The sequence below is a fragment of the Stenotrophomonas sp. YJH_SMC_119 genome, from assembly GCF_059368315.1.
The window spans coordinates 109,297-133,529 of the sequence record NZ_JCAFRP010000007.1 but is presented as its reverse complement, the minus strand read 5'-3'; the positions used below and the strand labels follow the sequence as shown (position 1 = coordinate 133,529).

Below are 24,233 nucleotides of genomic sequence, written 5' to 3'. Positions count from 1 at the left end.
TCAACCTGCATACCAGCGTTGGACGTGTTCAGGCAGCCACGGGATCGGATCGATGTCCAATGCCTGACAACCGTCGAGGGTGTCACGCAGCGCTCTTTCGCCGGGGCCACCGGGGATCCGCAGGCCTTCCTCTTCGGGAAGCTGCACCGCCGCCCAGTCGTGCAGCCGGTCCATGCGCAGGCGAAGCGCGGCTCGCAGCCATCCCTTCAGTGGATAACAGCGATAGCCCTGTTCGCCCAGGCCGGCAACCGCAAGCGACAAAGCGTGGTTGGCACCACGTACCCATTCGGTGCGGCCTCCAGCCTTGTCCTGGACCGTCATCGGCGCCGGCGCGCGGTGCGCCTTGAACGGCGAACGCAGCTGCAGCTCCAGATCCCGCGCATCGCGCTCGCTTTCCGCTTCCACCAGCGCACCGGCGTCGAGATCGAAGAACTCGAACCAACGCCGGTGCAATGCGCTGATGCGCCCAAGCGGATCACGTGAGAAACCAATCTTCGCGTAGTCTTCCCACGCACAGGGGAAGACGTAGGCGAAGACACGACCGTCGATGCGGATATCCGACTGCATGTACGCAGGCTGCCTCGACAACAGCCCGCGTGCAACCGGGCGTTACCGTGGACGCTGCAGCACTTCCTGCACTGCGGCAGCCACGTCGGTATTGTCGATGTAGCTGCCGTCGTTCCAGCGCACGTGCTGACGGTAGCCGGCATCGACGCCCCGCACGCGTTTGCCCAGCAGCGCCGCGCCGGCGCCCCTGGCCCACAGCGGCACCAGCGCGTTGGAGTGGTTGCCGGTGGGGCGGAAGCTGATTCCGGGCATGCGGCCGCGACCGTTGTTGCGTACCGGCGCGAAAGCCACGTTGTGTGCATCCGGGCCCATCGGCATGCTGTTGTCGTGGTCGGTGGTGACGATCAACAGGTTGCGCTCCCAGCCACCGTTGCGCTCGATCCAGTCGACCACCGCCGCCACCGCGTCATTGAACTCCACGGTCTCTTCGATCAGCCGGCCATACTGCGCCTGATCGCTGCACTGGCCGTAATGCCATTCGGTGCCGCACGCACTGGTATGTGCGGCCCAGTCGGTGGCGCCGCCTTCCACCATCAGGTACAGCCCCTTGGACGAGCGCTGCTGCAGGAACTGCAGTGCGCCACGCGTCATCGTCGCCAGATCGGGCACGCTGTCGATCTTCCTCACTCCCGAAGGCGTGGCTGCATCCTTGCCCAGCACCTGCAGCTGGCGCGCCTGCTGCAGTGTGTTGGCCACGCGCGGTACACCGATCAGCGGCCGGTCGGCCGGCAACCGTCCCTGCGCCAGTGCGGCGAACGCTTCCTTGCTGCGGATCAGGCGCCACGGTCCCGCCGGATTGCCGCCGATGGTGCTGCCCGCTTCCAGCTGCTGCCAATCCTGCTGCGACACCCACTCCCATGGACTCACACAGCCCTCCGCCTTCGCCGCGTCCGTACCTTCATGGCAGGCGCGGCCGTCGACGCTGTAGCCCGGGCCACCCGTGCCCATCACCAGGTCCATGTGGCCCTGCGCCAGCATCTGGTGTGCGATGGCGTGATAGTTGCTGCGCGATTCGTTCTGCGCCGCGAACGCGGCCGGCGTGGCATGCGCGAACGGCACCGAGGTGACCACGCCGGTGGCCATGCCCAGGCGCTTGGCGCGCAGCGTATTGAACTCGACCGGCTGGCCATCGTTGTTGAAGTTGATGGCGTTGTTGTAGGTCTTGATCCCCGAGGACAGCGCAGTGCCCGCCGCCGCACTGTCGGTAGCCACCGCGGCCAGGTACTGGTAGCCCGCAAAGGGCAGGTCCTGCGCAGGAACCGGCGCGTCATCCCAGGCCTTGCCCGGGTCGTAGCCAAGCGTCTGCGCGTTGTCACCGGTCGGCTGGCTGCTCGCGTTCAACGGAAAGGTGGTCACCGCCAGGCGCAGTGGGAAATCCGCATAGGGTGCGCCGTCACGGCTGCCGTACTGCCAGTAGGCGGCGGCGTCCCAGGTACCCCAGCCGGCACCGTCGTTGATCATCACGATCACATTGAGCGGACCGGCTTCGGCGGTGGAAACAGCCTCGGCGCGCAGGCTGGGCTGGCAGCCGCCAAGTGCGGCCAGCGCGAGCAGCAACGAAGAATGAAGCCAGCGGCGTGGAATGCGTGCAGTCATCGGATGTCCCGTCGGGCCATCGGCGGCCCACAATGGCGATACGTTATATCGTTGCATTATTTCAGCTTCGTGCAGCCGCCGCACACTATCCTCCTGGGTCCCCACTGCCATCGTCGCTTCCATGCCGTCTCCTGCTCCTGCGCGTGCACCGCTGTCGTCCATCACCCTCGATGCGGCAACTTTCGCGGTGATTCACCAGCACAACGCGGATATCGCCAGGCAGCCGGCCTCGCTGACCAAGCTGATGACCGCCTACGCGGCTTACGAATGTGTCGAGGAGCGCGGGCGCTCGTGGGGCGCCGAAGTCACCATCGCCGCCGGCGACGTGCATGCGGTCGCCGACGATGAAACGCGCATGGGCCTGGTGCCCAGCGAAACGGTCACGCTCGCGCGCCTGCTGGAAGGGTTGATGATCGTCTCCGGCAATGACGCGGCGCTGGCCATCGCGCGCCACCCGGACGGATCGCAGCCTGCGTTCCTGGAGCGCATGAACCGGCACGCACGCCAGCTCGGCCTGCGCAGCAGCTGGTTCGCCAGCGTCTCCGGCATCACCACGCCGCGCCATGCATCCAGCGCGCGCGACATGGCAGTGCTGGCCGCCTGCCTGCTGAATGACCATCCGCAGATACGGGCAATCACCGCGCAGCGCGCGTTCGTGCATGGCAGCTTCAGCCGCAACAACCAGAACGCGTTGCTTGGCGATGACGGCGTGGATGGCTTGAAGACCGGCTACACCCAGGCAGCAGGCTTCTGCCTGGCCGCCACCGCATGCCGGGCAGTGCCCGGGCGGGATCAGCCGGTACGCCTGATCACCGTGGTATTGGGTTCTGAAAGCCGCGACGCGCGCGATGCCCTAGTGCGCGATCAGCTGGCGGCAGGATTCGCCACGCTGGCCAGCACCACCGCCGGGGCCTGACGCCCGAAGCCGCTCAGCGCCGCTTGACCGTCGCCACGATCAGCCGCTGCAGCTCGGCCTCGGCGTTGGTCTTGTCCAGCGCGCCTGCCGCCACGGCTTCGGACAGGGCTTCAGCCGCACCGAGAATCGCCCAGCGCCCAGCAAGTGGCACCGTGCCATCGGCGGCAAACGGACCCAGCCATACGTCGCAGTTGTCGATGAAGTCCTGCTGGTAACGCCGCCGCACCTCGTGCAGTTCCGGCGCTCCCACCAGCGCGGCGAGGATGCCCTGCACTTCACTGCCCTGGCTGAGGATGCAGTCGATGTAGCCGGAGGCGATGGCCGCCGCACGGTCGGCCAGCTGCGCGCGGGCGCGGCCGATACGCTCGTGGAAGACCACCGTCTGCCGCCCGTCATAGTCATCGTAGAGCGCGGCCAGCAGGCCGTTGCGGGTCACGAAGTGATCGTAGGCCACCGGCTTGGTCACGCCCGCCGCCTCGGCCAGCCGTCCCAGCGTCAACGCGTCGGTGCCTTCTTCACCCACCAGCGCCCAGGCCACGTCCAGCAACTGGCGGGCGCGTTGCTCGCGGGTCAATCGGCGGCGCGTGGGAGCGGCGTTGGCGGGCATCGGCGGAACACGGCGATCAGCGCATCGGAGTGCCTATTTTACGGCCGATCGCCAGCGCGGTCTGCAGATGCGCTCCGGCCGCACCGGTATCGGCATCCAGCAGCAGGTCGGACGTCAGCACGCGTGCGCCACAGTAGTCGAAGATGCCCATGTCGATCTGCGTCTTCATCGCCGCATCGTAGCCGCGTCGTTCGACCATCGCTGCGTCGGCACCGCCCAGCCCCACCAGATGCACGTTCAGGCGCTGCAGCTTCTTCACCAGCTTGCCCTGCGCGTCCTGTGCGTAGGCCCATTCGTTGGTGAAGACACGGTCGATCCAGCCCTTCAGCAGTGCCGGGAACGACCACCAGTACAACGGGAACACCAGCACCAGCGTATCGGTGGCCTCCAGCCGTGCGTGCTCGGCGGCGATGTCGGCCGGTACCGCGCCGGTGCTGCGGAACAAGGCTTGGTCCTGGGCGTTGAAGCGCGGATCGAAGCCTTCGGCCATCAGATCGGCGTAGGCCACGGTGTTGCGGGCGTCGGCAGCATTGATGGCATCGCCGATGCGATGCGCCATCGCATGGGTCAGCGAACCGGGTTCAGGGTGGGCGATGACAATGAGGCTGTGCATGGGGGGTCTCCAGAAATCAATACCTACCAATAGTAAGTAGTGATTTTCGGGATACCAGCGCCATCGATGGGACGCTGTTTTCGCATCCACCGTATAGTGCGGCGGTGCCCTGTGAGACACCCGAACATGGATCGACGCCTGCCCCTGACGATGCTGATGCTGCTGTCGCTGTTGCTGTTGCTGCCATCCGCCTTCGCAGGTGAACTCAGTCCCAGTGATGCGAAGGCTCTGCGCGAAGATGTGCGCGCCATGATGGCTGCATACGCCCGCGGCGATGCGGACTTCCTCATCGAACGTACCCATCCCAGCCTCAAGCGACTGGCCGGCGGCGATGACGCCTTCCAGGCGATCACCCGTGATGCGTTGAAGAAGCAGCACAACGCCGGTGTAGTGATCATCAGCGAAGATGTAGGTGTGCCGACCCGGACCTATGCTGCCGGAGAGGAAGAAGTCTGCTTCGTGCCACGCCAATCCCTGATACGGGTGCGTGAAACCCCAATGCGCAGCACCACGTTCATGGTGGCCGTGCGCCGCGTTGGTGGTTCCGGCTGGACGTATCTGGATGGCACCGGGCTGCAGGGCAATCCAAACCTGCTTCGCCAACTGCTGCCAGCGCTGGAACCCGACGTGACCTTACCCAAGCGGGAGATCGAGGCGCTGTAGTCGCCGGCCCCTCCCGCCTTGCACGGCGTGGATCTAGCGGAACAGCGCGTTCAAGGCAGCCCCGGAGGCCGCCTGCTGCAGGCCATCGAAGCGTCCGTCCTGCACGATCGGCTGGGTCGCCTGCATCAGCCCGCCCCACGCGGCACGGGCGAGTGCGCCGCCCAGACTCACCCGGCGAATGCCGAGCGCGGCGATGTCCTGCAGGCTCAGCGACGTCGGTCCACCGACCAGCAGGTTCACCGGCTTCGACCCGGCAGCGGCGACCACCGCGCTGATCTGCTCGCGCGTGCTGATGCCAGGTGCATACAGCACGTCGGCACCGGCCTCTGCGTAGGCACGCAGGCGCTGCAGGGTGTCCTGCAGATCCGGCACGCCAACGAAGAAGTTCTCGGCGCGGCCGACCAGCAGCACGTCGCCACCCGCGCGGTCGATGGCTGCACGGGCAGCGCGCAGGCGCTCGACCGCCTGGTCGATCGGACGCAGCGGTGCATCGGCCACGCCGCTGGCATCCTCGATCGACAATGCTGCAATGCCGGTGTCGATCGCCGCGGCCACCGCCTCCTGCACCGCCTGCGGCGTGGCGCCGAAGCCATCACCGAAGTCGGCATTCAACGGCAATGGAGTCGCTGCCACCATCACGCGCAGATGCGCCAGCGTGGCCTGCAGCGAAACCGCTCCGTCCGGCCGCCCTTCGCTCCAGGCGCAGCCGGCGCTGGTGGTGGCCAGTGCCTGGAAGCCCTGCCGCTGCAGGTAGCGGGCACTGCCCACATCCCACGGGTTGGGCAGCACGAAGCAACCCTGCGCGTGCAGCTGGCGGAAGAACGCGCGCTTTTGCTGTGTGTCGGCATCGGGCGAGATCATGGAAGGGCTCCGGGGCGGCAGACCTGCACCCTAGCCCGCCCAGCGGCCACGCTCAACGACAACGGGGCGCACCTGCATGAGGTGATGCCCCCTGCTTATTGGACGCTGTGGATGCGGGTGCCCGAGCGTGCTTGCCTGCCCACACGATGCCGCCACGGAGCCCTTCATGCACCCGGACCCGCAGACCCTCACCGACGCCGGCGATGATGACGCCCACTGGGCCGACCTGCTTTCGCCGGCACGGCGCCGCCTGATCGCTTCGGCGGGTCTGGCCGCTGGCGGCCTGGCCAGTGCCTCGACCACCGCCGCAGCACCGCGCGGCAACGACGCGGTGAACACCACCGAGCCTGGCCGCCCCGGCTTCCGTGCCATCGTGCCGCCAGCACCGGAAGGGCGCAGCCCCTGGGGCCAGGCCACGGCCAGCGAACCGACCCCGCGCCCGGCCAGCGTGCGTCCCGGCGAGGCCACCCTGCCCGTGACCCCACGCGCCTACACCGACATCAAGAGCTATCACGCGCACATCTACTTCGACGAGGACAGCTTCGAGAAGGCTGCGCTGCTGCGGCGCTGGGCGGCCGAGCGCTTCCCGGTGGAGCTGGGCAACTGGAACCTGGAACCACGCGGGCCGCACGTCACCCCGTCGTTCTACTTCGGCTTCACCAACGACCTGCTGCCGGTGCTGGTGCCCTGGCTGCAGCTCAACAGCCTGGGCCTGACCATCCTGATCCACCCCAATACCGGTGATGGCCGCGCCGACCACCTGTATTACGCGTTGTGGGTAAACCGCGCGCAGCCGGTGAATGCCTACAACTGGCCGGCACCGAAGCCTGGAGAACGGGAACCGCTGGAAGAGGTGTTCCCGAACGTGGTGCCGACGGTGCCGCTGGAGACGTGAGCGGGGGCGTGGCGGGGGGCAGTAGGCGTGCGGCGCACCTTGGGCTGCCCCTCGGTGGGTGCGTAGCGTGCTGCGTACCGAACGTCCTCCATCCACGCATCGCGTGGATCTATTGAATGGTGGCCTCATCCGCGCGTGGCGTGGATCTACTGCAGCACCACCCATGACAGCATCAGCCCTGCCCATGCCTGCCGCCATCGTCGGCCTACGTGCATGCATCCCCGGCCTGCGAGCCATTCAGCGCGCCTTGATCCAGCGCCCGCCATACGGCCACAAGCGCTCCGGCAGATTTCAAACGTTCGATTGAAACGCTGCAAACTTCGCCGAACTGGACAGCATCCGCCGGTTCCGCCAGACTGCCGCCCTTTCCCGTCTTCCGGATCCCATGGCGAAGCTGCTGGTCCTGCACGGCCCCAACCTCAACCTGCTCGGCACACGCGAGCCGGAGGTCTACGGCCACACCACGCTGGCCGACATCGACCAGGCCCTGGCCAGCCAGGCATCGGCCGCCGGGCACGCGGTGGAGAGCCTGCAGTCCAACGCCGAGCATGTGCTGGTGGACCGCGTGCAGGCCGCGCGCGACGACGGAACCGCTTTCATCCTGATCAACCCCGCCGCCTTCACCCACACCTCGGTTGCCCTGCGCGATGCGCTGGCCGCGGTGGCGGTGCCGTTCATCGAGATCCACCTGTCCAACCCGCATACCCGCGAACCGTTCCGCCAGCACAGCTACTTCAGTGACAAGGCGGTGGGCGTGGTGTGCGGCTTCGGTGCCGACAGCTACCGCTACGCGATGGACGCGGCGCTGCTGCGGGTATCCGCCACCTGATTGTCGACCCGGGCGCCCACGGCGCTCTCCTCACCTAGATAGAAACCAAAGAGGCCCTCATGGATCTGCGCAAAATCAAGAAGCTGATCGACCTGCTGGAAGAGTCGAACCTGGCTGAAATCGAAATCAAGGAAGGCGAAGAGTCGGTGCGCCTGTCGCGTGCCCCGGTGGCCGGCTATGCCGCCCCGGTCGCCGCCCCGGTGTACGCCGCTCCGGCCGCCCCGGCACCGCAGGCAATGCCGATGCAGTCGCCAACCGAAGCCTCCACCGGCGGTACCGCCAAGCCGGGCCCTGCACTGCCGGAAGGCCACGTGCTGCGCTCGCCGATGGTCGGCACCTTCTACGCGTCGTCCGCACCGGACAAGCCGGCCTTCGTCACCGTTGGGCAGCAGGTCAAGGAAGGCGAGACCCTGGCCATCATCGAAGCAATGAAGATGTTCAACCCGATCGAAGCCGACACGTCCGGCACCATCGTCGCCATCCTCGGCGAGAACGGCCAGCCGGTGGAATTCGACCAGCCGCTGTTCGTGATCGGCTGAGGGGCACGCCATGCTCGACAAAGTCGTCATCGCCAACCGAGGGGAGATCGCGCTGCGCATCCTGCGCGCGTGCCACACCCTCGGCATCCGCACGGTGGCCGTGCATTCCACGGTCGACCGCAACCTCAAGCATGTGGCCATGGCCGACGAGTCGGTCTGCATCGGCCCGGCGCCGTCGCCGCAGAGCTACCTCAACATTCCGGCGCTGATCGCCGCCGCTGAAGTCACCGACGCGCAGGCGATCCATCCCGGTTACGGCTTCCTGTCGGAGAACGCCGACTTCGCCGAGCGCGTGGAAGAATCCGGCTTCATCTTCATCGGCCCCAAGGCTGACACCATCCGCATGATGGGCGACAAGGTCGAAGCCATCCGCGCGATGAAGTCGGCCGGCGTGCCGTGCGTGCCCGGTTCGGGCGGCCCGCTGGGCGATGACATCGTCGCCAACACCAAGATCGCCCGTGAGATCGGCTACCCGGTCATCATCAAGGCGGCCGGTGGCGGTGGCGGTCGCGGCATGCGCGTGGTGCATGCCGAGGCCTCGTTGAAGACCTCGATCGAAACCACCAAGAGCGAGGCCAAGGCCGCGTTCGGCAATGGCGAGGTCTACATGGAGAAGTTCCTGGAGAACCCGCGCCACGTGGAAATCCAGGTGCTGGCCGACGGCCAGGGCAACGCCATCCACCTGGGTGAGCGCGACTGCTCGATGCAGCGCCGCCACCAGAAGGTGGTGGAAGAAGCACCGGCACCGGGCATCACCGCCGAACAGCGCGAGCAGATCGGCAAGGTCTGCACCGAAGCCTGCGTGCGCATCGGCTACCGCGGCGCCGGCACCTTCGAGTTCCTGTACGAAGACGGCCGCTTCTACTTCATCGAGATGAACACCCGCATCCAGGTGGAACATCCGGTCACCGAAATGGTCACCGGCATCGACCTGGTGGCCGAGCAGCTGAAGATCGCCGCCGGCCAGAAGCTGTCGATCAAGCAGAGCGACGTGGTGCTGACCGGCCACGCGATCGAGTGCCGCATCAACGCCGAAGACGCCGAAACCTTCGTGCCGAGCCCGGGCACCATCACCGGCTTCCATCCGCCGGGTGGCCCCGGCGTGCGCGTGGATACCCACATCTACAGTGGCTACCGCGTGCCGTCGAACTACGACTCGATGATCGGCAAGCTGATCGTGCACGGCCCGGACCGCGAAACCGCCATCGCCCGCATGCGGGTGGCGCTGAGCGAGATGGTGGTCGACGGCATCAAGACCAACATCGCCCTGCAGCAGCGGATCATGCGCGACAAGGGCTTCCAGGCCGGTGGCCAGAACATCCACTACCTGGAAAAGCGTCTTGCCGAGCGCAAGAACAAGCCGATCGCACTGACCTGATCGGCAGCAGGTACTGGACATGAAAAGGGCGGGGATATCCCCGCCCTTTTTCCATTGCCGTAGAGCCGAGCGTGGGCTCGGCTCTACGGCAGGTGCATCAGCGCTTGTCGGCAGCTTCGGCCGGGATCTGCGAATTCGCCAGCGGGCGTACACCATTGGGCGAGCTCGGGTCGACGATCACCATCGTCTCGGTGGACCCATCGGGCCACACCACCTGGAAGGTACTGCCTGCCGGCAACGATGCGAACGGCATGCCGCTCTGCGCGCGATAGACCGCAGCGACCTGGCTGGCACCCACGCGGCGCACATCTTCCTGCGCCTTCACCGTGGTCAGTTCCACTTTCGACAGATGCCGGTAACGATCTTCATAGGTGTCGATCATCAACAGCCCGACCGCGCCGGCCGAATAGGCCACGAACAGTGCCACCCAGAACCAGAACTTGGCCCCATGCAGGAATCGACGGTAGTTCATTGCCCGCCCCTCTTTCCAACCAATCGCTTGATCCACTGCTTCATTTTCCCCGCACCTTGCCGCGAAACCGCAGCGTCATACACGAAATCCCGGAAATCCTGCGTCCCATCCTGCGAACAGATCCCTCCATTCGCGCAAAAACTGTTGACCAGCACGCTGTCGGCACCACACGGTAGACCGAGCTCGCAGGCCGCAACCCGCCACGCCAGTTCACTGAGCTGTTCTCCCGCGACCAGGCCAGTGAGCGCCTGGTCGCCCGCCGCGCGCACGCCCATGCCCGGTGCAATGGCCATGAAGGCCTCCGGATCGCGCGATGTGCGCACCCGCTCGACCAGGTCACGGCGGTACTCGGGGCTGTCATTCAGCGGCTCGCCTTCGGCAAACAGCGATGCTTCCGCTGCGAGGTTGCCCTGCGTGGCCGCCTTGCGGCGCTCGGCCAGCACCAGCGCGGACCCCAGCTTGTCGCCCGGCACGAAGCCGCCACAGCGCTGCGCCACGCGCTCGCGCGCCTGCACCATCGCCGGTGCAGCGGTCAGGCCCAGCCCGGCCAGCACATTGTTGTCCAACCGATAACCGCCTGGATCGATGGCGTACTGCGCGCAGTAGTCGTAGACCCGGCTGAGCATCCAGCGCGCCTCGTGATTGCCGTCGTCGGCCTGCACGCGCAGGCGCTGCGCATAGGCGTACAGATCGGTGGCATCCTCGATGTCCGCGCGCAGGTCCAGCGGCAGGCCCGAAGGCAGCGCGTTGCCGCGCTCGAACGCCGCCAGGCGACGCGCCAACGCTTCCGGCACGACCGGCAGGGGCGCCGCATCGTCCGCCGCAACCTGCGCCGTCGGCAGTTCGCCTGCGGTCACCGGTACCGACCCGGCATGGCCGCTGGCCCGATACCCGGCCACGCCCAGCACGGCCACCGCCGGCAGCACGAGCAACCAGGTTTTAAGGGTCGGAGCAAAGGCCATTGGCGGCAGTGAGCGTTCATGGCGCACAGGAAAGCAGCAAGTTTAGCAAGGCCCGCCAGGCCTGTCTGAATCGGTTCCGTTCATCTCCGAACGGCATCTCAGGCAATACGGAGACGCTCCGATGGTCTAGCATGGCCCCCTTTCCCGCGATTGCCTCCCACCGCCATGCCGTTCCTGGAACTGACCCTGCGTTGCACCGAAGCTACCCAGCCCCGCTATGAGAATGCGCTGGAGGATGTCGGCGCACTGGCCGTCACGCTGCTTGATGCCGAGGCCGATACCAGCAACGAACAGGCCATTCTCGAGCCGGGCGTGGGCGAGACCCCGCTATGGGACACCCTGGTGCTGAGCGCGCTGTTTCCCGCCGACAGCAACGCATTGCTGCTGCTGGCCGCGCTGGAGGCGTTCGACCCGGAACTGGACTGGAGCAGCGGCAGTTTCCGCGCGGTCGAGGACGAGGACTGGGAACGCGCCTGGCTGGACCAGTTCCAGCCGATGGCTTTCGGCAGCCGCACCTGGATCGTGCCGTGGAACCATGAACTGCCGGAGGCCGCACAGGCTGCCGACGCCGCCGTGGTGCGGCTGGACCCGGGCCTGGCGTTCGGCTCGGGCACCCACCCGACCACCGCGCTCTGCCTGCGCTGGCTGGACCAGCTGGCCGTGGATGGCCTGCTGCAGGGCCAGCGCGTGCTCGACTTCGGCTGCGGCTCCGGCATCCTTGCGCTTGCCGCGCTGAAGCTGGGCGCCGCTGAGGCCATCGGCGTGGACAACGATCCGCAGGCCCTGGTCGCCACCGCCGACAATGCCGAGCGCAACGGCGAGCAGGCGCGCATGCACGTGTACCTGCCGCCGGACGAACCGGTCGCCACCTACCCGATCGTGGTCGCCAACATCCTCGCCTCGGCACTGGACGCGTTGGCCGAGCTGCTGGCCGCGCGCGTGGCTGCCGGCGGCCGTATTGCCCTGTCCGGCATCCTGCACGGCCAGGAAGGTGAACTGCTGCAGCGCTATGCCGAATGGTTCGACGACCTGCAGGCGACCCAGGATGGCGACTGGATGCGCATCACCGGCGTGCGCCGCGCCTGATCGTGGTTGAATGACTGCTGGATCCGAGCCCGCACCCTGAGCATGTCCGAGCCGAACCCACCGCGACGCCCTCTGGCAACCTTCCTGCGCACCGCCCCGGAAGGTTCGCCCGTGCCTGCGACCGATGCGCGCACGCAGGAACCGGAAGAACACGCGTCGCCTGCCATGCAGGTGCCAGCCGGGCCCGCCGAAGCGGCGCATGTGGCGGCGGAGATGCAACACGACGATGCGCCTGTCATCGTTGATGACATTGCGGCCATCGCGTCGGCACCGGTTGCAGTGCCGGCGACGACGGCCGCCGTTGACGCGCCGAGTTTCCTTGGCAGTGCGCGCCCCCGCGGCCTGCCGGCACCGCGCTGGCACTGGCTGCTGGTTGCAGGGCTGGCGCTGCTGCTGGTGCTGCAGAGCGTGCTGGCCGACCGTGCGCGGCTGGCCGCCGACGCTGGCAACCGTGCTTGGCTGGGCACGCTCTGCGGCCTCCTGCGCTGCAGCCTGCCGGCCTGGCATGAACCCACCGCCTTCACCATGACCAGCCGCGAGATCCGGCCGCTGCCCGGGCAGGCCGGCGTGCTGCAGGTGCAGGCCAGCATCCGCAACGACGCACGCTGGGCACAGGCCTGGCCGGACCTGCGCCTGTCACTGTCCGATGCTGATGGCCGGGTGATCGGCAGCGGTGTGTTCACGCCTGCGCAGTACCTTGGCGAGAACCCCGGCGCCGCCCTGCTGGAACCGGGCCAGAGCGCGCGCGTCGCCTTCCGTGTGCAGGAGCCCGCCGCATCCACCGTCGCATTCACCTTCGACTTCCTCTGAACGTGAAAAGGCGACCGGCCGTGGCAGGCCGGGCACGCTCGCGCTAGACTGGCCGCCACCACCTCGTCCGGCCGCGCGCACCGCGCGCACGGGCCCACCGAATCGGGAACCCCCTTGAACGCTGTCCTCTCTCGTCCTGACAACAGTCGTGGCGCTCCCCGGCCACCGCTGCGTGAACATGTCGCCCAATCCGTGCGCCGTTACCTGCGTGACCTCGATGGCTGCGACGCGGACGATGTCTACGAGATCGTGCTGCGCGAGATGGAGATCCCGCTGTTCGTGGAAGTGCTCAACCACTGCGAAGGCAACCAGAGCCGCGCCGCCGCGATGCTGGGCATCCACCGTGCCACCCTGCGCAAGAAGCTGAAGGAATACGGCATCAGCGCGTAAACGCGCACGGGTAGTGCCGGCCGCTGGCCGGCAACCCCACGAACGGTGGCAGGATGTTGCAGTTGCCGGCCAGCGGCCGGCACTACCGGTAGATCCGCCCCATGCGTGGATGGAAGCCCGGCAGAATCAACCGCCGCCGCCCGCCTTCCAGTAATACCGCACCACGTGGAAGAACACCGGCGCGGCGAAGCACACCGAATCCAGCCGGTCGAGCATGCCGCCATGGCCCTCGATCATGTGGCCCCAGTCCTTGATGCCCCGGTCACGCTTGATCGCCGACATCACCAGGCCGCCCCAGAACCCCATCAGGTTGATCAGCAGCGACAGGCCGAACGCCTGCAGCGGCGTGAACGGGGTGATCCACCACAGCGCCGCGCCCAGTGCGCTGGCACTCAGCACGCCGCCGACGAAGCCCTCCACCGTCTTCGACGGCGACAGCTTCGGCGCGATCAGGTGCTTGCCCAACAACTTGCCCCAGATGTACTGCAGCACGTCCGAGGACTGCACCACGATCACCAGGAAAGCAAACAGCAGCACGTTGCGCGAGGGGTCATGGCCCGGCACGTGCAGGTTCAGCAGCAGCGGCACATGCGAAATGCAGAACACGCAGATCATCAGCCCCCACTGCACCTTAGCGGTCCGCTCCAGGTAGTGCGTGGTGTCGCCGCCGATGGTCGACAGGATCGGCAGGAACAGGAACGCGTAGACCGGAATCAGCAGCGTGTACATGCCGTACCAGTCGATCCACACCAGGTAGTACTGCCACGGCAGCACGATGTAGAACGCGGCCAGCAGCGCGTAGTAATCGCCTGAGCGGGTCGGCGCCAGGGTGATGAACTCGCGCAGTGCGAACAGCGAGATGATCGCGAACAGCACGATCACCCCGGCGCGGCCGAAGAACAGCGCCAGCCCGACCACGATCGCCATTACCCACCACGCGCGGATGCGCGACACCAGGTTGGCGATGACCGCGCTGGGCCGGCCGCGCTGGCGCCATCGCAGCGTTTCGGCCACCAACGTGGCCAGTACCAGCACCGCACCGACGCCAGCGAACAGCAGGCCGGTCTGCTGGCCCACGCTCTGCGCTGCCAGGTCGCCGGACACATCGATCAGGAAACTCATGCGCGCCCCCCGTTCGGCGCCAGGTCCAGCAGCGCCTGCCGGCTGCGGGCCAGGAAGGCCGCCTTGTCCTCGTCGGCCTGCAGCCGCAGCGGCGTACCGAAGGTGGCCGTGCACAGCAGCGGCAGCGGCAGGAACCGGCCCTTGGGCATCACCCGCTTCAGGTTGTCGATCCACACCGGCACGAATTCCAGCTCCGGCCGTTGCCGTGCCAGGTGATAGATGCCGCTCTTGAACGGCAGCAGCGGCTCATCGCCCACGTTGCGGGTACCTTCCGGAAACAGGATCAGCGAGCAGTCTTCGTCCACCGCGTCACGCAGGGCCTGCAGCGGATCCTGCTGGCGATGGCCGGCCTCGCGCTCGACCAGCACGCCGTTGAACACCGCATCGATCAGGTAGCGACGCAGGCCGTCGCGCTGCCAGTATTCGGCCGCGGCAACTGGCCGCACCTGGCGCCGCAACGCAGGCGGCATCGACGACCAGATCAGCACGAAGTCGCCATGGCTGGCGTGGTTGCCGTAGTACACACGGCGCTCGCTGGACGGCGCGCAACCGATCCACAGCGCGCGGGCACCGGTTACTACATGGATCGCACCACTGCAGGCGCGGGCAATCAGTTCGGCGAACATTGGTCCCTCCCGTTCACGTCTGCGGCCACAACACGGCCAGCACCAGCAGTGCGAACTGCACCGCTGTCAGCAGGTACTGGCGCAGCAGCAGGCGACGCATGCCGGCCCAGCGCGCGTCCCAGCCCCGCAGGGGCGCATCGGGCGACGGGCGGCGCAGGCCACTGTCGTGCAGCAGCTGATCAGTGCGGCGCGCGGCGGCATCGCCGTCCAGGCGCTCATCGCGCAGCAGCTGCAGCAGGCTGGCGTCCAGCGCAACCCGCCACGCGTGGTACGTCTGGGCCACCCCTGCAGACATGCTGGCCAGCAGCAACCCTGCAGCGATCATCGCCAGGCCCGGCTCGGTGCCGAGCAGCAGCAATGCCACCAGCAGCAGCCCCAGCGACAGGCATGCCGGCCAACGCCCCTGCCGCAGCAGCAGCTGCATGGTCGCCAGATCGGGAACCGTGCTCATGCGCGCACTCCTGCCGCGTCGGTGATGGCACGCAGATGGGCCGTACCCAGCACGATGCCAGGGCGCGCAGCACGCACGATCGCCACCGCCGCGTCCGCATCGGCCGCACGACCACTGCGCAGCAGCCAGGTGGCCACGCTGGCGGCGCTGCGCGAATAGCCCAGCGCACAGCACACCAGCAACGGTCCGTGCGCATGCAGGCGCTCGATGGCCTCGGCCGCTTCGCGCAGCTGTTCCGGTGCAGGGACCACCAGGTCCAGCATCGGCACGCTGGCATACGCGGCGCCCTGCGCGCGACAGGACAGCTCGGCGCAGGCATCGACCACGCCCACCAGGGGGGCCGGCAATGCCTCAGAGGGAATGCGCCCCAGCCACACACCGTCCATCACCGGCACCGGCTGCGGCGCACGCCGCGTCCACAGCCGCGAATTGATCCAGGCGGCGCCCAGGTACGGCGCCAGCAGCCAGCGTGCAGCCATCGTCAGACGACCATCGGCGCGCTTCTGGAACACCGCCGTACCCAGCCCGGCATAGGCCATCGCCACCAGCAGCAACGAGACCACCGGCCACAGCAGCCACAACGCGGCGCCACGCAGAAACACCACCGGCACCAGCAATACAGCGGCCCCCAGCAGGTACAGCGCTGCCAATCGCCAACGTCTGGCATCACGCGCGGTGTGCCAGGCGCGCAACGGTGGCGTGCCCCGCTCCGGCCATAGCCACACGCACAGCCAGCCGGCCAGCAGGCCGGTCGGGATATCGATGAAATGGTGCTGGAACGTGGTCAGCACCGAGACGCCGATCAGCAGTGCCCACACATGCAGTAACCCGCGCCACACGCCATGCAGGTACTGCGCGAACTTCACCCACAGCACGATCAACAGCACGATATGCAGCGACGGTGCCTGGTTGAACGGCTTGTCGAAGCCCAGCAGCACATCGAACAGCCAGCCGAACACACCGCCGATCTCCGGACGCTCGAAGCTGAAACGCAGCGGCCACAGCAGGAAGCAGGCCACCGCGATGACCTGCGCACTGAACAGCCGCAGCGCATGCCGGTCCAGTTCCAAGCGATGCCGGCACAGGAAGAACGAGATTGCGTAGAACAGATCGATCGACCAGTACGGCACGATCGTCCACGGCACGAACGGGATGCGTGTCTCCCACGCGAACGCCATCATCGGCAGGGTGGCGTGGCGGCCGGCCATCCAGTTGGCGAAGCCGTAGCTTGCGAAGAAGAACGGACCCAGCAGGGCCAGCCACAGCAGGGCGCGCCGCCAGGGGCGCCCTTCCGCGGCCAGCGGGGTTGCGGCGAGCGTCGCCATCACGCGGTCCGGCGCGCCAGCGACACGGTGAAGATGCCGAAGTCGTCGATGCGCTGCGCCACCTTCTCGAAACCGGCCAGGCGCACCAGCTCATCCATCTCCTGCTGGGTACGGCGACGCATCACCCACGCCGCGCCACCGCGATGGCTGGTCAAGGCGCGCGCGATGAATTCCAGCTGCGGGTGCCAGGGTTGGCCGGTGTAGGCCAGGTAGCCTCCCGCCGGCACCGTTGCGGCGATACCCTGCAGCGAGCGCAGCACGGCGTCGTTGCCGGGGAACAGTTCGTACAGGCCCGAGACCACCGCCAGTGTCGGTGCTGGATCGACCTTGGCCAGTTGCGCCGGATCGAACGCATCGCCCTGCTCGAAGCGGGCGATGTCGGCCGCACCGAGGCGCTCGATCAACGCTTGGCCCTGGGTCACGTTCAGATCGCTGAAATCACGCAGCACGATACGGTCGGCGCGCTGTTCGCCCTGGCCCAGCGCTTCCAGCACATACCGGCCATGGCCGGCGGCCACGTCCAGCACACGCACCGGCGTGCCCTGCCCGCGCAGGCGCTGGGCAGCGTCGCGCAGCAGTTCCTGCAGGTGCTGGCCGCGCACGCGGATGCCACGCCAGCCGATTGCATCCAGGTAGTTGCGATCGACCATCCGCCCCAATGGGCCCTTGCCGCGCGCCTCATTCCGGTAGATGTAGTCCAGCGTGCTACCGGAATCGAAACCGGTCCGCAGGCCCAGCGCGATGCCTTCGGACAGCGTGCCGCCGAAGCGCAGGCCGCCACGCACCACGCGCCAGCGCAGGTCGGCCAGGCTGTTGCGCTCCGGTGGCCAGGCCAGGATCTCGGATTCTTCGAAGGTTGGCCCGTGACGGTGCGCGTCGCGCCGTGACAGCTCGCGCAGCGGCTCGGCAAAACGCGCCTGGATGAAGCTGCGGATGCGCGCCAGTGCTGGTGCACGATCGCGCTCGCCCAGCGTGTCGTGGAAGAAGCCCGGCAGATGCACACGCTCCTTGATCGGGCTGGACAGGCGCTCGTAGAAGCGGTCCTGCGGGCCACGGTGCACGACGAAATCCGAGCCGGACACCAGCAGCTGCACCGGTACGCTGATCGCCTGCGCATCGGCCACGATGCGGTCGGCCGCCTCGTACAGGCCCAGCAGCACGCGCACCGAAATCGGCCGGGTGATCAGCGGGTCGGTGCGATAGCTTTCCACCCGCCCCGGGTCATGGGTCAGCCACTGCGGCTTGACGTAGCTGTTGACGAAGAAATTGCCGCGCAGCTTCTGCATCAGCGCCAGGCCCGGGCGTGCGAACGGCACGTACAGCTTCACCTTGAACGCCGGCGAAGCCATCACCAGCGCGCGCAGGCGTGGTGCGTAGTCGTGCACCCAGGTCGCGGCGACCACCGCCCCTACGCTCTGCGCGATCACCACGATGTCTTCCACCGCAATGCCGTGCTCGGCGCCGATGTGGGCGATGAAACTGTCCAGATCACGCACCAGCGCCGGGAAGCCCGGTGCATCGCCGCGTGCGCCCGGCGAACGGCCATTGCCGCGCGCGTCCCAGGCGAAGAAGGCGGTGTCGGGCAGGTCCAGCTCATCGACCAGGTGGGTGACCCGGCCGGAGTGCTCATGGCCGCGGTGCAGCAGCACGATGGCCTTGGTGGCCGGCGTTGCGGTGGTGCCCGCCCAGTACCGGTAGAACAGCGGTACCTGGTCGAAGCTGTGGAATTCCCGTTCCTGCGCCTGACGCATGCAATCTCCTGATTGTCTTTTTGTATCTGCTTGATTAATTCGGCGAAACCGCTGCTTCCCGCAGTCCCCGACGGACGCGGTTGACCATCGTCAGCACGCACAGCACCGCCATGACCGCGGCCACGCCAGTGACCGTCATCGCGCCAACCCACTCAAACGCCAGCAGCAGGCCCAGCGCACCGATCACGAACGCGCGATCGCTCTTGCCCATCGGGCCGTCATAGCGGCGGCTGGCACCGACCATCAGCCCCAGCACCCCGGCGTACTCGCTCAGGGCCGCGGTCCAGGCCAGCAGCCACAGCATCTCGGGGCGCACGCCCGGCATGCTGAGCAGGCTCAGGTACAGCGCCGCATCGGCAATCACATCGCACAGCTCGTTCAGATAGGCGCCCAGCCGCGACTGCTGGCCGAACTCGCGGGCCAGCATGCCATCCACCGCGTTGAGCGCCATGCGCAGCAGCATCCACAGCGGCAGCAGCAGGTACAGCAGGGGCTGGGCCGGCGCGCAGCACCAGACGGCGGCGGCCACCAGCAGCGAGACCACGGCAGCGGCCACGGTCACCGTATTGGCAGTGATCCCCCTGCGGTACAGACGGCGTACGGCTGGACGCAACAGGTCCTGGAAACGTCCTTTCAATGCATAGATCGACATGATCCGTACCCGCTGATCCTTGGCAGTGCGGGCACAGCCTACCCCATCGTTGGCAGATTCCGGCAACCCTGCTCTGGTCCGCAGGCCAGCCCCCGGATCGGGCCGGATCGGTGTGCCCGACCCGGCCTTGCGTCGATCGCCACGGCAAATTACCCCTTCCAGCGCCCGCCACCGGCCCCCACCGCCTACAATATCGGCCCCGCTCCGCTGCCGATTCTGTCCCATGACTGCTGATCTGTTGCCCGTCCGCCGGGCCCTCCTCTCCGTTTCCGACAAGACCGGTCTGGTCGAGCTGGCCACTGCGCTGGCGGCACGCGGCGTGGAGCTGCTGTCCACCGGCGGCACCGCCAAGGCGATCCGCGATGCGGGCCTGGCCGTGAAGGACGTGGCCGACGTCACCGGTTTCCCGGAAATGATGGACGGCCGGGTCAAGACCCTGCACCCGATGGTGCACGGCGGCCTGCTCGGCCGTTCGGGCCTGGATGATGCGGTGATGGCTGAGCACGGCATCGGCGCCATCGACCTGCTGGTGCTGAACCTGTATCCGTTCGAATCGGTCACCGCCAAGGCCGACTGCACGCTGGCCGACGCGGTCGAGAACATCGACATCGGCGGCCCGGCCATGCTGCGTTCGGCAGCCAAGAACTTCGCCCGCGTGGCAGTGGCAACCGATCCGTCGCAGTACGCCGAACTGCTGGCCTCGCTGGCGGCCAACAACGGCCAACTGTCGGCCGCCACCCGCTTCGCGTTCTCGGTGGCCGCGTTCAACCGCGTCGCCCAGTACGACGCGGCGATCAGCAACTACCTGTCGGCGGTCACCGCCACCGACGCCGCCGTGCCGGTGCGTGCCGAGTACCCGGCACAGATGAACTCCACCTTCGTGAAGGTGATGGATCTGCGCTACGGCGAGAACCCGCACCAGAGCGGCGCGTTCTACCGCGACCTGTACCCGGTGCCGGGCACGCTGGCCACCTTCCAGCAGCTGCAGGGCAAGGAACTGAGCTACAACAACCTGGCCGACGCCGATGCGGCGTGGGAATGCGTGCGCCAGTTCGATACGCCGGCCTGCGTCATCGTCAAGCACGCCAATCCGTGCGGCGTGGCGGTTGGCGCCGGCAACGGCGATGCCTACGAGCTGGCCTACGCCACCGACCCGACCAGCGCCTTCGGCGGCATCATCGCCTTCAACAAGCCGCTGGACGCCGCCACTTCAAAGGTCATCCTCGACCGCCAGTTCGTTGAGGTGCTGATTGCCCCGGATTACGAGCCGGCCGCGCTGGAATACGCACAGAAGAAGGCCAACGTGCGCGTGCTGCGCATCCCGCACGGTGATGGCCTGAACAACTTCGACAGCAAGCGCGTCGGCTCGGGCCTGCTGCTGCAGTCCTCGGACAACCGCGGCATGACCCGCGACGAACTGAAGGTGGTCAGCAAGCTGGCACCGACCGACAAGCAGTTCACCGACCTGCTGTTCGCCTGGAAGGTGGCCAAGTTCGTGAAGTCCAACGCGATTGTGTACGCCAAGGACAACCGCACGATTGGCGTGGGCGCCGGGCAGATGAGCCGCGTCTATTCCGCGCGCATCGCCGGCATCAAGGCGGCCGATGCAAACCTGGTGGTCGAGGGTTCGGTGATGGCTTCCGATGCGTTCTTCCCGTTCCGCGACGGCATCGACGCCGCTGCTGCCGCCGGCATCAAGGCGGTCATCCAGCCGGGCGGTTCGATGCGCGATGCCGAAGTGATCGCCGCCGCCGACGAACATGGCCTGGCGATGGTGTTCACCGGCGTGCGCCACTTCCGCCACTGATCCGCATCACGAAGCCGGGCTCTGCCCGGCTTATCTCTTCCGTACCCGAGAACCCTGTCCCATGAAGATCCTCGTCATCGGCTCTGGCGGCCGCGAACACGCCCTGGCATGGAAGCTGGCCCAGTCCTCCCGTGTCACCGAAGTGATCGTGGCACCCGGCAACGCCGGCACCGCCAGCGAAGACAAGTGCCGCAACGTGGCGGTGAAAGTCACCGACATCGACGGTCTGCTGGCGCTGGCCCAGGCTGAAGGCGTGGCACTGACCGTGGTCGGCCCTGAAGTACCGCTGGTGGCTGGCGTGGTAGACCGCTTCCGCGCCGCCGGCCTGCGCATCTTCGGGCCGACCGCCGCCGCCGCGCAGCTGGAAGGCAGCAAGGCCTACGCCAAGGACTTCCTGGCCCGCCACAACATCCCCACCGCGTTCTACGCCGTGCACACCGACGTGGACGCCGCGCTGGCCTACATCCGCGAGAAGGGCGCGCCGATCGTGGTCAAGGCCGATGGCCTGGCCGCCGGCAAGGGCGTGATCGTGGCGATGACCCTGGCCGAAGCCGAGGACGCGGTACGTGACATGCTCTCGGGCAACGCGTTCGGCGATGCCGGTGCGCGCGTGGTGATCGAGGAATTCCTCGACGGCGAGGAAGCCAGCTTCATTTCGATGGTGGACGGCGTGCATGCGCTGCCGATGGCCACCTCGCAGGACCACAAGCGCGTCGGCGACGGCGATACCGGCCCGAACACCGGCGGCATGGGCGCCTATTCGCCGGCCCCGGTGGTGACGCCGGAGGTGCATGCACGGGTGATGCGCGAGGTGGTGAACCCCACCGTGCAGGGCATGATCGCCGACGGCATCCCGTTCACCGGCTTCCTCTACGCCGGCCTGATGATCGATGCCAGCGGCGCGCCGAAGGTGATCGAATTCAACGTGCGCTTTGGCGACCCGGAAACGCAGCCAGTGATGCTGCGCCTGCAGTCGGACCTGGTCGAGCTGGTGGAAGCCGCCATCGATGGCCGCCTGGACCAGGTCGAAGCGCAGTGGGACGTGCGCCCGTCGCTGGGCGTGGTGCTGGCGGCCAGGCCGTACCCGGAAGCGCCGATCACCGGTGACGTGATTTCCGGCCTGGACGACGTGCCGGCCAGTGCCAAGGTGTTCCATGCGGGGACTGCATTGGACGCGCAGGGCCACGTGGTCAGTGCCGGCGGTCGCGTGCTGTGCGTGGCCGCACTGGGCGACAGCGTGCGCGACGCGCAGGCCAATGCCTATGCCGGCGTGGCCAAGGTGACCTGGGCCAACGAGTTCCACCGCAACGACATTGGTTGGCGCGCGATCGCACGCGAGGGGTGAGGCACACCCCCGCTTCCATGCATGGCGCGGATTGAATACCACGGTAAAGCAAAGGCCCGGCATTGCCGGGCCTTTGCTTTACAGGACTGCTTCGAGACCCTTCCGATCAATCAGGTTCAAAAGCTTCAGCGACGGCCCGCTCGGCTTCTTCTCGCCCTGTTCCCAGCTACGGACCGTCGAAACGCTGGTGTTGAGCACACCTGCGAACACCGGCTGGCTAAGTTCCAACGACGTGCGAAGTGCACGGATCTGGGCGCTGCTGTATTCGGGCACAGGCTCCAGACAAAGCGCCTCGTACATGCTCATGCGCCGCTTGTCGATGAAGCCGCTGGCGTAAAGGCCCGCCGCGCCTTCATGCACCGCATCGAGGATCGCACTCTTTGCACGTCTATGTTCAACCGTCTTTGTCATGGCAAATCTCCTGCAGTTCTCCGCAGATAACTGCCCTGTCCAACTGTGCAGGGCTCATTCCCAAGAACTCAGACGCATACAGCTGAAGGGCATCCCGTTCCGCACTACTGATGGTCGCGCGCGCGTTCTTCTCGTAGCAGAAGAGAAAGAACCAGTAGCGCCCCACCTTGGTTGCGACAATAACGCGGGCGCTACCGCGCTTTCCGCGGCCCGGCAGCGCAACTCGCTTTTTGAGAAGGCCGCCCCCTATGTCTGCATCAATCAGTCCTTGACGCATTTCCACCACCGCGCGGCACAAGGCTCTATCGGTCAGTGAAGAACGTCGTGTACTGCGGTTGAAGCTTCGGGTGCGGAAGACACGTGACATGATCATACCGTGCCACCGAGTGGTACGGCGTGAAAATCAGCGTCCAGCGCATGCTGCGGTCGGCGCAGTTGCCGCCCTGGCGTCAGGATTGATCCACGCCATGCGTGGATGCGCTCCAAAAACAAAAAGGCCCGGCATCACCGCCGGGCCTTCTTCATTCCAACGCCTTCCCGCTTACGCGGTGAACAGCGCCTTCATCTTCTTCAGCGCGTTCGCCTCAACCTGGCGGATGCGCTCGGCCGACACGCCGTACTCGTCGGCCAGCTCCTGCAGCGTCACCTTGCTGTCGGCGTCCAGCCAGCGACGGCGGATGATGTCGCGCGAGCGGGCATCCAGTTCCGCCAGGCCTTCGCGCAGCAGCTGCATCTGGTTGTCTTCGCTGTCCTCGCGCTCGTAGGCCATCGACGGGTCTTCGTCATCGGCAACCAGGAACGCAGCCGGCGACGGCGGTGCGTGTTCGTTGTCCTCGTCGGTCGGCGCATCGAAACCGATATCGCGGCCGGACAGGCGCGACTCCATTTCCATGACTTCGCGCTCGGACACGTTCAGGTCCTTGGCCACCGCGCTCACTTCCGCCGCGTTCATCCAGCCCAGGCGCGTCTTCGACTTGCGCAGGTTGAAGAACAGCTTGCGCTGCGCCTTGGTGGTGGCGACCTTCACGATGCGCCAGTTCTTCAGGATGAACTCGTGCATCTCTGCACGGATCCAGTGCACGGCGAAGGAGACCAGGCGCACGCCCATGTCCGGGTCGAAGCGCTTGACCGCCTTCATCAGGCCGATGTTGCCTTCCTGGATCAGATCGCCCAGGGCAAGGCCGTAGCCGTTGTAACCGCGGGCCACGTGCACCACGAAGCGCAGGTGCGAATGCACCAGCTCGCGGGCGGCGTCCAGATCGTTGCCGTCGCGGAAGCGACGGGCCAGGTCCTGTTCGTCATCGACCGACAGCACCGGGATCTGGTGCACGGCACCGATGTAGGCGTCCAGCGAACCGAGCGCACTGGGAATCGGGAGATTGTTTGCCACAAGGGCAGTAGAGGTGTTCTGGCTCATAGGCACCCATCTTAGCAGTCCGGGATTTGGACTGCTAAAGGAGGAAAAAGTTCCAGCATCCTATTGATGCAACACTGGTCCCAAACAGAGCCCTACCGTAGCGCGATTTGATGACAGTGGCGAGCGCGCTTTTCGGGATTCA

The 24,233-nt window shown here is 67.0% G+C and carries 27 protein-coding genes; 11 read left to right on the top strand and 16 right to left on the bottom strand.

All coding sequences use genetic code 11. The annotated features are described in order from the left end of the window. Both AC5P6S_RS12720 and AC5P6S_RS12715 read right to left on the bottom strand, forming a co-directional pair. A complete protein-coding gene (locus AC5P6S_RS12720; RefSeq protein WP_049418031.1) occupies positions 1–567 on the bottom strand; it encodes a GIY-YIG nuclease family protein in 567 nt (188 codons plus the stop codon). Between the two features lie 42 nt (positions 568–609). Further along, positions 610–2,163: an alkaline phosphatase gene (locus AC5P6S_RS12715; RefSeq protein ID WP_495204629.1), complete on the bottom strand. Its 1,554-nt coding sequence runs from the start codon at positions 2,161–2,163 to the stop codon at positions 610–612. A gap of 121 nt (positions 2,164–2,284) precedes the next feature. Between AC5P6S_RS12715 and AC5P6S_RS12710 the strand changes: the two genes are divergently transcribed. Further along, on the top strand, positions 2,285–3,079 hold the full coding sequence (locus AC5P6S_RS12710; protein WP_495204628.1) for a D-alanyl-D-alanine carboxypeptidase family protein: 795 nt from the start codon (positions 2,285–2,287) through the stop codon (positions 3,077–3,079). 13 nt (positions 3,080–3,092) lie between these two features. Here AC5P6S_RS12710 and AC5P6S_RS12705 read toward each other — a convergent pair whose 3' ends face one another. Beyond that, the gene (locus AC5P6S_RS12705) at positions 3,093–3,686 is read right to left on the bottom strand and encodes a TetR/AcrR family transcriptional regulator (protein WP_005414647.1); all 594 of its coding nucleotides are present in this window, start codon (positions 3,684–3,686) and stop codon (positions 3,093–3,095) included. A gap of 16 nt (positions 3,687–3,702) precedes the next feature. Then, positions 3,703–4,299, bottom strand: coding sequence for an NAD(P)H-dependent oxidoreductase (locus AC5P6S_RS12700; protein ID WP_049418037.1), 597 nt, complete (start codon positions 4,297–4,299; stop codon positions 3,703–3,705). A gap of 126 nt (positions 4,300–4,425) precedes the next feature. Between AC5P6S_RS12700 and AC5P6S_RS12695 the strand changes: the two genes are divergently transcribed. Beyond that, positions 4,426–4,962: a hypothetical protein gene (locus tag AC5P6S_RS12695; protein ID WP_005414649.1), complete on the top strand. Its 537-nt coding sequence runs from the start codon at positions 4,426–4,428 to the stop codon at positions 4,960–4,962. A gap of 33 nt (positions 4,963–4,995) precedes the next feature. Here the strand turns inward: AC5P6S_RS12695 and AC5P6S_RS12690 are convergent, their stop codons facing one another. Next, positions 4,996–5,823, bottom strand: a complete 828-nt coding sequence (locus AC5P6S_RS12690; protein ID WP_065183227.1) for an isocitrate lyase/PEP mutase family protein — start codon at positions 5,821–5,823, stop codon at positions 4,996–4,998. Positions 5,824–5,989: 166 nt separating this feature from the next. On the opposite strand from AC5P6S_RS12690, the gene AC5P6S_RS12685 reads away from it, so the two are divergent. The 4 genes from AC5P6S_RS12685 (at position 5,990) to accC (ending at position 9,464) form a co-directional block, all read left to right on the top strand. Next, complete coding sequence (locus tag AC5P6S_RS12685) at positions 5,990–6,718, top strand: DOPA 4,5-dioxygenase family protein (RefSeq protein WP_049418041.1); 729 nt, start codon at positions 5,990–5,992, stop codon at positions 6,716–6,718. A gap of 385 nt (positions 6,719–7,103) precedes the next feature. Continuing rightward, complete coding sequence (gene aroQ / locus AC5P6S_RS12680; protein ID WP_005411251.1) at positions 7,104–7,547, top strand: type II 3-dehydroquinate dehydratase; 444 nt, start codon at positions 7,104–7,106, stop codon at positions 7,545–7,547. A gap of 59 nt (positions 7,548–7,606) precedes the next feature. Then, entirely contained in the window at positions 7,607–8,086 is a 480-nt protein-coding gene (accB, locus tag AC5P6S_RS12675) for an acetyl-CoA carboxylase biotin carboxyl carrier protein (protein WP_005411252.1), read from the top strand. Between the two features lie 10 nt (positions 8,087–8,096). Then, positions 8,097–9,464: an acetyl-CoA carboxylase biotin carboxylase subunit gene (accC, locus tag AC5P6S_RS12670; protein WP_005411253.1), complete on the top strand. Its 1,368-nt coding sequence runs from the start codon at positions 8,097–8,099 to the stop codon at positions 9,462–9,464. A gap of 97 nt (positions 9,465–9,561) precedes the next feature. Here accC and AC5P6S_RS12665 read toward each other — a convergent pair whose 3' ends face one another. Both AC5P6S_RS12665 and AC5P6S_RS12660 read right to left on the bottom strand, forming a co-directional pair. Next, positions 9,562–9,936, bottom strand: a complete 375-nt coding sequence (locus AC5P6S_RS12665) for a hypothetical protein (protein ID WP_005411254.1) — start codon at positions 9,934–9,936, stop codon at positions 9,562–9,564. Continuing rightward, positions 9,933–10,898, bottom strand: coding sequence for a hypothetical protein (locus AC5P6S_RS12660; protein ID WP_032967023.1), 966 nt, complete (start codon positions 10,896–10,898; stop codon positions 9,933–9,935). The genes AC5P6S_RS12665 and AC5P6S_RS12660 overlap by 4 nt, the downstream gene beginning before the upstream one ends. Positions 10,899–11,063: 165 nt before the next feature. On the opposite strand from AC5P6S_RS12660, the gene prmA reads away from it, so the two are divergent. The 3 genes from prmA to fis all read left to right on the top strand — a co-directional run bounded on the left by prmA (position 11,064) and on the right by fis (position 13,184). Next, entirely contained in the window at positions 11,064–11,984 is a 921-nt protein-coding gene (prmA, locus tag AC5P6S_RS12655; protein WP_012481409.1) for a 50S ribosomal protein L11 methyltransferase, read from the top strand. Positions 11,985–12,026: 42 nt separating this feature from the next. Next, the gene (locus tag AC5P6S_RS12650) at positions 12,027–12,794 is read left to right on the top strand and encodes a DUF3426 domain-containing protein (RefSeq protein ID WP_049395358.1); all 768 of its coding nucleotides are present in this window, start codon (positions 12,027–12,029) and stop codon (positions 12,792–12,794) included. A 114-nt stretch (positions 12,795–12,908) separates the two neighbouring features. Next, positions 12,909–13,184, top strand: coding sequence for a DNA-binding transcriptional regulator Fis (gene fis, locus AC5P6S_RS12645; RefSeq protein ID WP_005419706.1), 276 nt, complete (start codon positions 12,909–12,911; stop codon positions 13,182–13,184). A 126-nt stretch (positions 13,185–13,310) separates the two neighbouring features. On the opposite strand, the gene AC5P6S_RS12640 is transcribed toward fis, so the two are convergent. The 6 genes from AC5P6S_RS12640 to AC5P6S_RS12615 are packed head-to-tail and all read right to left on the bottom strand — an operon-like array spanning position 13,311 to position 19,111. Beyond that, positions 13,311–14,306 carry a phosphatidate cytidylyltransferase gene (locus tag AC5P6S_RS12640; protein WP_005414654.1) on the bottom strand — a complete coding sequence of 332 codons (996 nt, stop codon included), beginning with the start codon at positions 14,304–14,306 and terminating at the stop codon, positions 13,311–13,313. Then, positions 14,303–14,932, bottom strand: a complete 630-nt coding sequence (locus tag AC5P6S_RS12635; protein ID WP_005411260.1) for a lysophospholipid acyltransferase family protein — start codon at positions 14,930–14,932, stop codon at positions 14,303–14,305. Before AC5P6S_RS12635 ends, AC5P6S_RS12640 begins: the two co-directional genes overlap by 4 nt. A gap of 13 nt (positions 14,933–14,945) precedes the next feature. Further along, entirely contained in the window at positions 14,946–15,383 is a 438-nt protein-coding gene (locus AC5P6S_RS12630) for a hypothetical protein (RefSeq protein WP_049395357.1), read from the bottom strand. Further along, positions 15,380–16,708: a phosphatase PAP2/dual specificity phosphatase family protein gene (locus tag AC5P6S_RS12625; RefSeq protein WP_049395356.1), complete on the bottom strand. Its 1,329-nt coding sequence runs from the start codon at positions 16,706–16,708 to the stop codon at positions 15,380–15,382. The genes AC5P6S_RS12630 and AC5P6S_RS12625 overlap by 4 nt, the downstream gene beginning before the upstream one ends. Then, positions 16,708–18,459 (bottom strand): bifunctional alpha/beta hydrolase/class I SAM-dependent methyltransferase, encoded by a 1,752-nt coding sequence (locus tag AC5P6S_RS12620; protein WP_495204627.1) that lies wholly within the window; start codon positions 18,457–18,459, stop codon positions 16,708–16,710. The genes AC5P6S_RS12625 and AC5P6S_RS12620 overlap by 1 nt, the downstream gene beginning before the upstream one ends. A gap of 34 nt (positions 18,460–18,493) precedes the next feature. After that, positions 18,494–19,111: a CDP-alcohol phosphatidyltransferase family protein gene (locus AC5P6S_RS12615; protein ID WP_043034541.1), complete on the bottom strand. Its 618-nt coding sequence runs from the start codon at positions 19,109–19,111 to the stop codon at positions 18,494–18,496. 223 nt (positions 19,112–19,334) lie between these two features. Here AC5P6S_RS12615 and purH point away from each other — a divergent pair, with 223 nt between their 5' ends. Together purH and purD are read left to right on the top strand one after the other, a co-directional pair. Further along, positions 19,335–20,918, top strand: a complete 1,584-nt coding sequence (gene purH / locus AC5P6S_RS12610) for a bifunctional phosphoribosylaminoimidazolecarboxamide formyltransferase/IMP cyclohydrolase (protein ID WP_495204626.1) — start codon at positions 19,335–19,337, stop codon at positions 20,916–20,918. A gap of 61 nt (positions 20,919–20,979) precedes the next feature. Then, positions 20,980–22,263 carry a phosphoribosylamine--glycine ligase gene (purD, locus tag AC5P6S_RS12605; RefSeq protein ID WP_005411266.1) on the top strand — a complete coding sequence of 428 codons (1,284 nt, stop codon included), beginning with the start codon at positions 20,980–20,982 and terminating at the stop codon, positions 22,261–22,263. Between the two features lie 78 nt (positions 22,264–22,341). Here the strand turns inward: purD and AC5P6S_RS12600 are convergent, their stop codons facing one another. The 3 genes from AC5P6S_RS12600 to rpoH form a co-directional block, all read right to left on the bottom strand. Then, the gene (locus AC5P6S_RS12600; RefSeq protein WP_005414661.1) at positions 22,342–22,674 is read right to left on the bottom strand and encodes a helix-turn-helix domain-containing protein; all 333 of its coding nucleotides are present in this window, start codon (positions 22,672–22,674) and stop codon (positions 22,342–22,344) included. After that, positions 22,658–23,041, bottom strand: a complete 384-nt coding sequence (locus AC5P6S_RS12595) for a type II toxin-antitoxin system RelE/ParE family toxin (protein ID WP_043034597.1) — start codon at positions 23,039–23,041, stop codon at positions 22,658–22,660. The genes AC5P6S_RS12600 and AC5P6S_RS12595 overlap by 17 nt, the downstream gene beginning before the upstream one ends. A gap of 174 nt (positions 23,042–23,215) precedes the next feature. Continuing rightward, positions 23,216–24,091: an RNA polymerase sigma factor RpoH gene (gene rpoH, locus AC5P6S_RS12590; RefSeq protein ID WP_005411269.1), complete on the bottom strand. Its 876-nt coding sequence runs from the start codon at positions 24,089–24,091 to the stop codon at positions 23,216–23,218. Between the last annotated feature and the right edge of the window lie 142 nt (positions 24,092–24,233).

Excerpts from the sequence above, each read along its gene's own strand:
- AC5P6S_RS12720 (WP_049418031.1), bottom strand. The coding sequence starts at position 567 with ATGCAGTCGGATATCCGCATCGACGGTCGTGTCTTCGCCTACGTCTTC.
- AC5P6S_RS12715 (WP_495204629.1), bottom strand. The coding sequence starts at position 2,163 with ATGACTGCACGCATTCCACGCCGCTGGCTTCATTCTTCGTTGCTGCTC.
- AC5P6S_RS12710 (WP_495204628.1), top strand. The coding sequence starts at position 2,285 with ATGCCGTCTCCTGCTCCTGCGCGTGCACCGCTGTCGTCCATCACCCTC.
- AC5P6S_RS12705 (WP_005414647.1), bottom strand. The coding sequence starts at position 3,686 with ATGCCCGCCAACGCCGCTCCCACGCGCCGCCGATTGACCCGCGAGCAA.
- AC5P6S_RS12700 (WP_049418037.1), bottom strand. The coding sequence starts at position 4,299 with ATGCACAGCCTCATTGTCATCGCCCACCCTGAACCCGGTTCGCTGACC.
- AC5P6S_RS12695 (WP_005414649.1), top strand. The coding sequence starts at position 4,426 with ATGGATCGACGCCTGCCCCTGACGATGCTGATGCTGCTGTCGCTGTTG.
- AC5P6S_RS12690 (WP_065183227.1), bottom strand. The coding sequence starts at position 5,823 with ATGATCTCGCCCGATGCCGACACACAGCAAAAGCGCGCGTTCTTCCGC.
- AC5P6S_RS12685 (WP_049418041.1), top strand. The coding sequence starts at position 5,990 with ATGCACCCGGACCCGCAGACCCTCACCGACGCCGGCGATGATGACGCC.
- aroQ (WP_005411251.1), top strand. The coding sequence starts at position 7,104 with ATGGCGAAGCTGCTGGTCCTGCACGGCCCCAACCTCAACCTGCTCGGC.
- accB (WP_005411252.1), top strand. The coding sequence starts at position 7,607 with ATGGATCTGCGCAAAATCAAGAAGCTGATCGACCTGCTGGAAGAGTCG.
- accC (WP_005411253.1), top strand. The coding sequence starts at position 8,097 with ATGCTCGACAAAGTCGTCATCGCCAACCGAGGGGAGATCGCGCTGCGC.
- AC5P6S_RS12665 (WP_005411254.1), bottom strand. The coding sequence starts at position 9,936 with ATGAACTACCGTCGATTCCTGCATGGGGCCAAGTTCTGGTTCTGGGTG.
- AC5P6S_RS12660 (WP_032967023.1), bottom strand. The coding sequence starts at position 10,898 with ATGGCCTTTGCTCCGACCCTTAAAACCTGGTTGCTCGTGCTGCCGGCG.
- prmA (WP_012481409.1), top strand. The coding sequence starts at position 11,064 with ATGCCGTTCCTGGAACTGACCCTGCGTTGCACCGAAGCTACCCAGCCC.
- AC5P6S_RS12650 (WP_049395358.1), top strand. The coding sequence starts at position 12,027 with ATGTCCGAGCCGAACCCACCGCGACGCCCTCTGGCAACCTTCCTGCGC.
- AC5P6S_RS12640 (WP_005414654.1), bottom strand. The coding sequence starts at position 14,306 with ATGAGTTTCCTGATCGATGTGTCCGGCGACCTGGCAGCGCAGAGCGTG.
- AC5P6S_RS12635 (WP_005411260.1), bottom strand. The coding sequence starts at position 14,932 with ATGTTCGCCGAACTGATTGCCCGCGCCTGCAGTGGTGCGATCCATGTA.
- AC5P6S_RS12630 (WP_049395357.1), bottom strand. The coding sequence starts at position 15,383 with ATGAGCACGGTTCCCGATCTGGCGACCATGCAGCTGCTGCTGCGGCAG.
- AC5P6S_RS12625 (WP_049395356.1), bottom strand. The coding sequence starts at position 16,708 with ATGGCGACGCTCGCCGCAACCCCGCTGGCCGCGGAAGGGCGCCCCTGG.
- AC5P6S_RS12620 (WP_495204627.1), bottom strand. The coding sequence starts at position 18,459 with ATGCGTCAGGCGCAGGAACGGGAATTCCACAGCTTCGACCAGGTACCG.
- AC5P6S_RS12615 (WP_043034541.1), bottom strand. The coding sequence starts at position 19,111 with ATGTCGATCTATGCATTGAAAGGACGTTTCCAGGACCTGTTGCGTCCA.
- purH (WP_495204626.1), top strand. The coding sequence starts at position 19,335 with ATGACTGCTGATCTGTTGCCCGTCCGCCGGGCCCTCCTCTCCGTTTCC.
- purD (WP_005411266.1), top strand. The coding sequence starts at position 20,980 with ATGAAGATCCTCGTCATCGGCTCTGGCGGCCGCGAACACGCCCTGGCA.
- AC5P6S_RS12600 (WP_005414661.1), bottom strand. The coding sequence starts at position 22,674 with ATGACAAAGACGGTTGAACATAGACGTGCAAAGAGTGCGATCCTCGAT.
- AC5P6S_RS12595 (WP_043034597.1), bottom strand. The coding sequence starts at position 23,041 with ATGTCACGTGTCTTCCGCACCCGAAGCTTCAACCGCAGTACACGACGT.
- rpoH (WP_005411269.1), bottom strand. The coding sequence starts at position 24,091 with ATGAGCCAGAACACCTCTACTGCCCTTGTGGCAAACAATCTCCCGATT.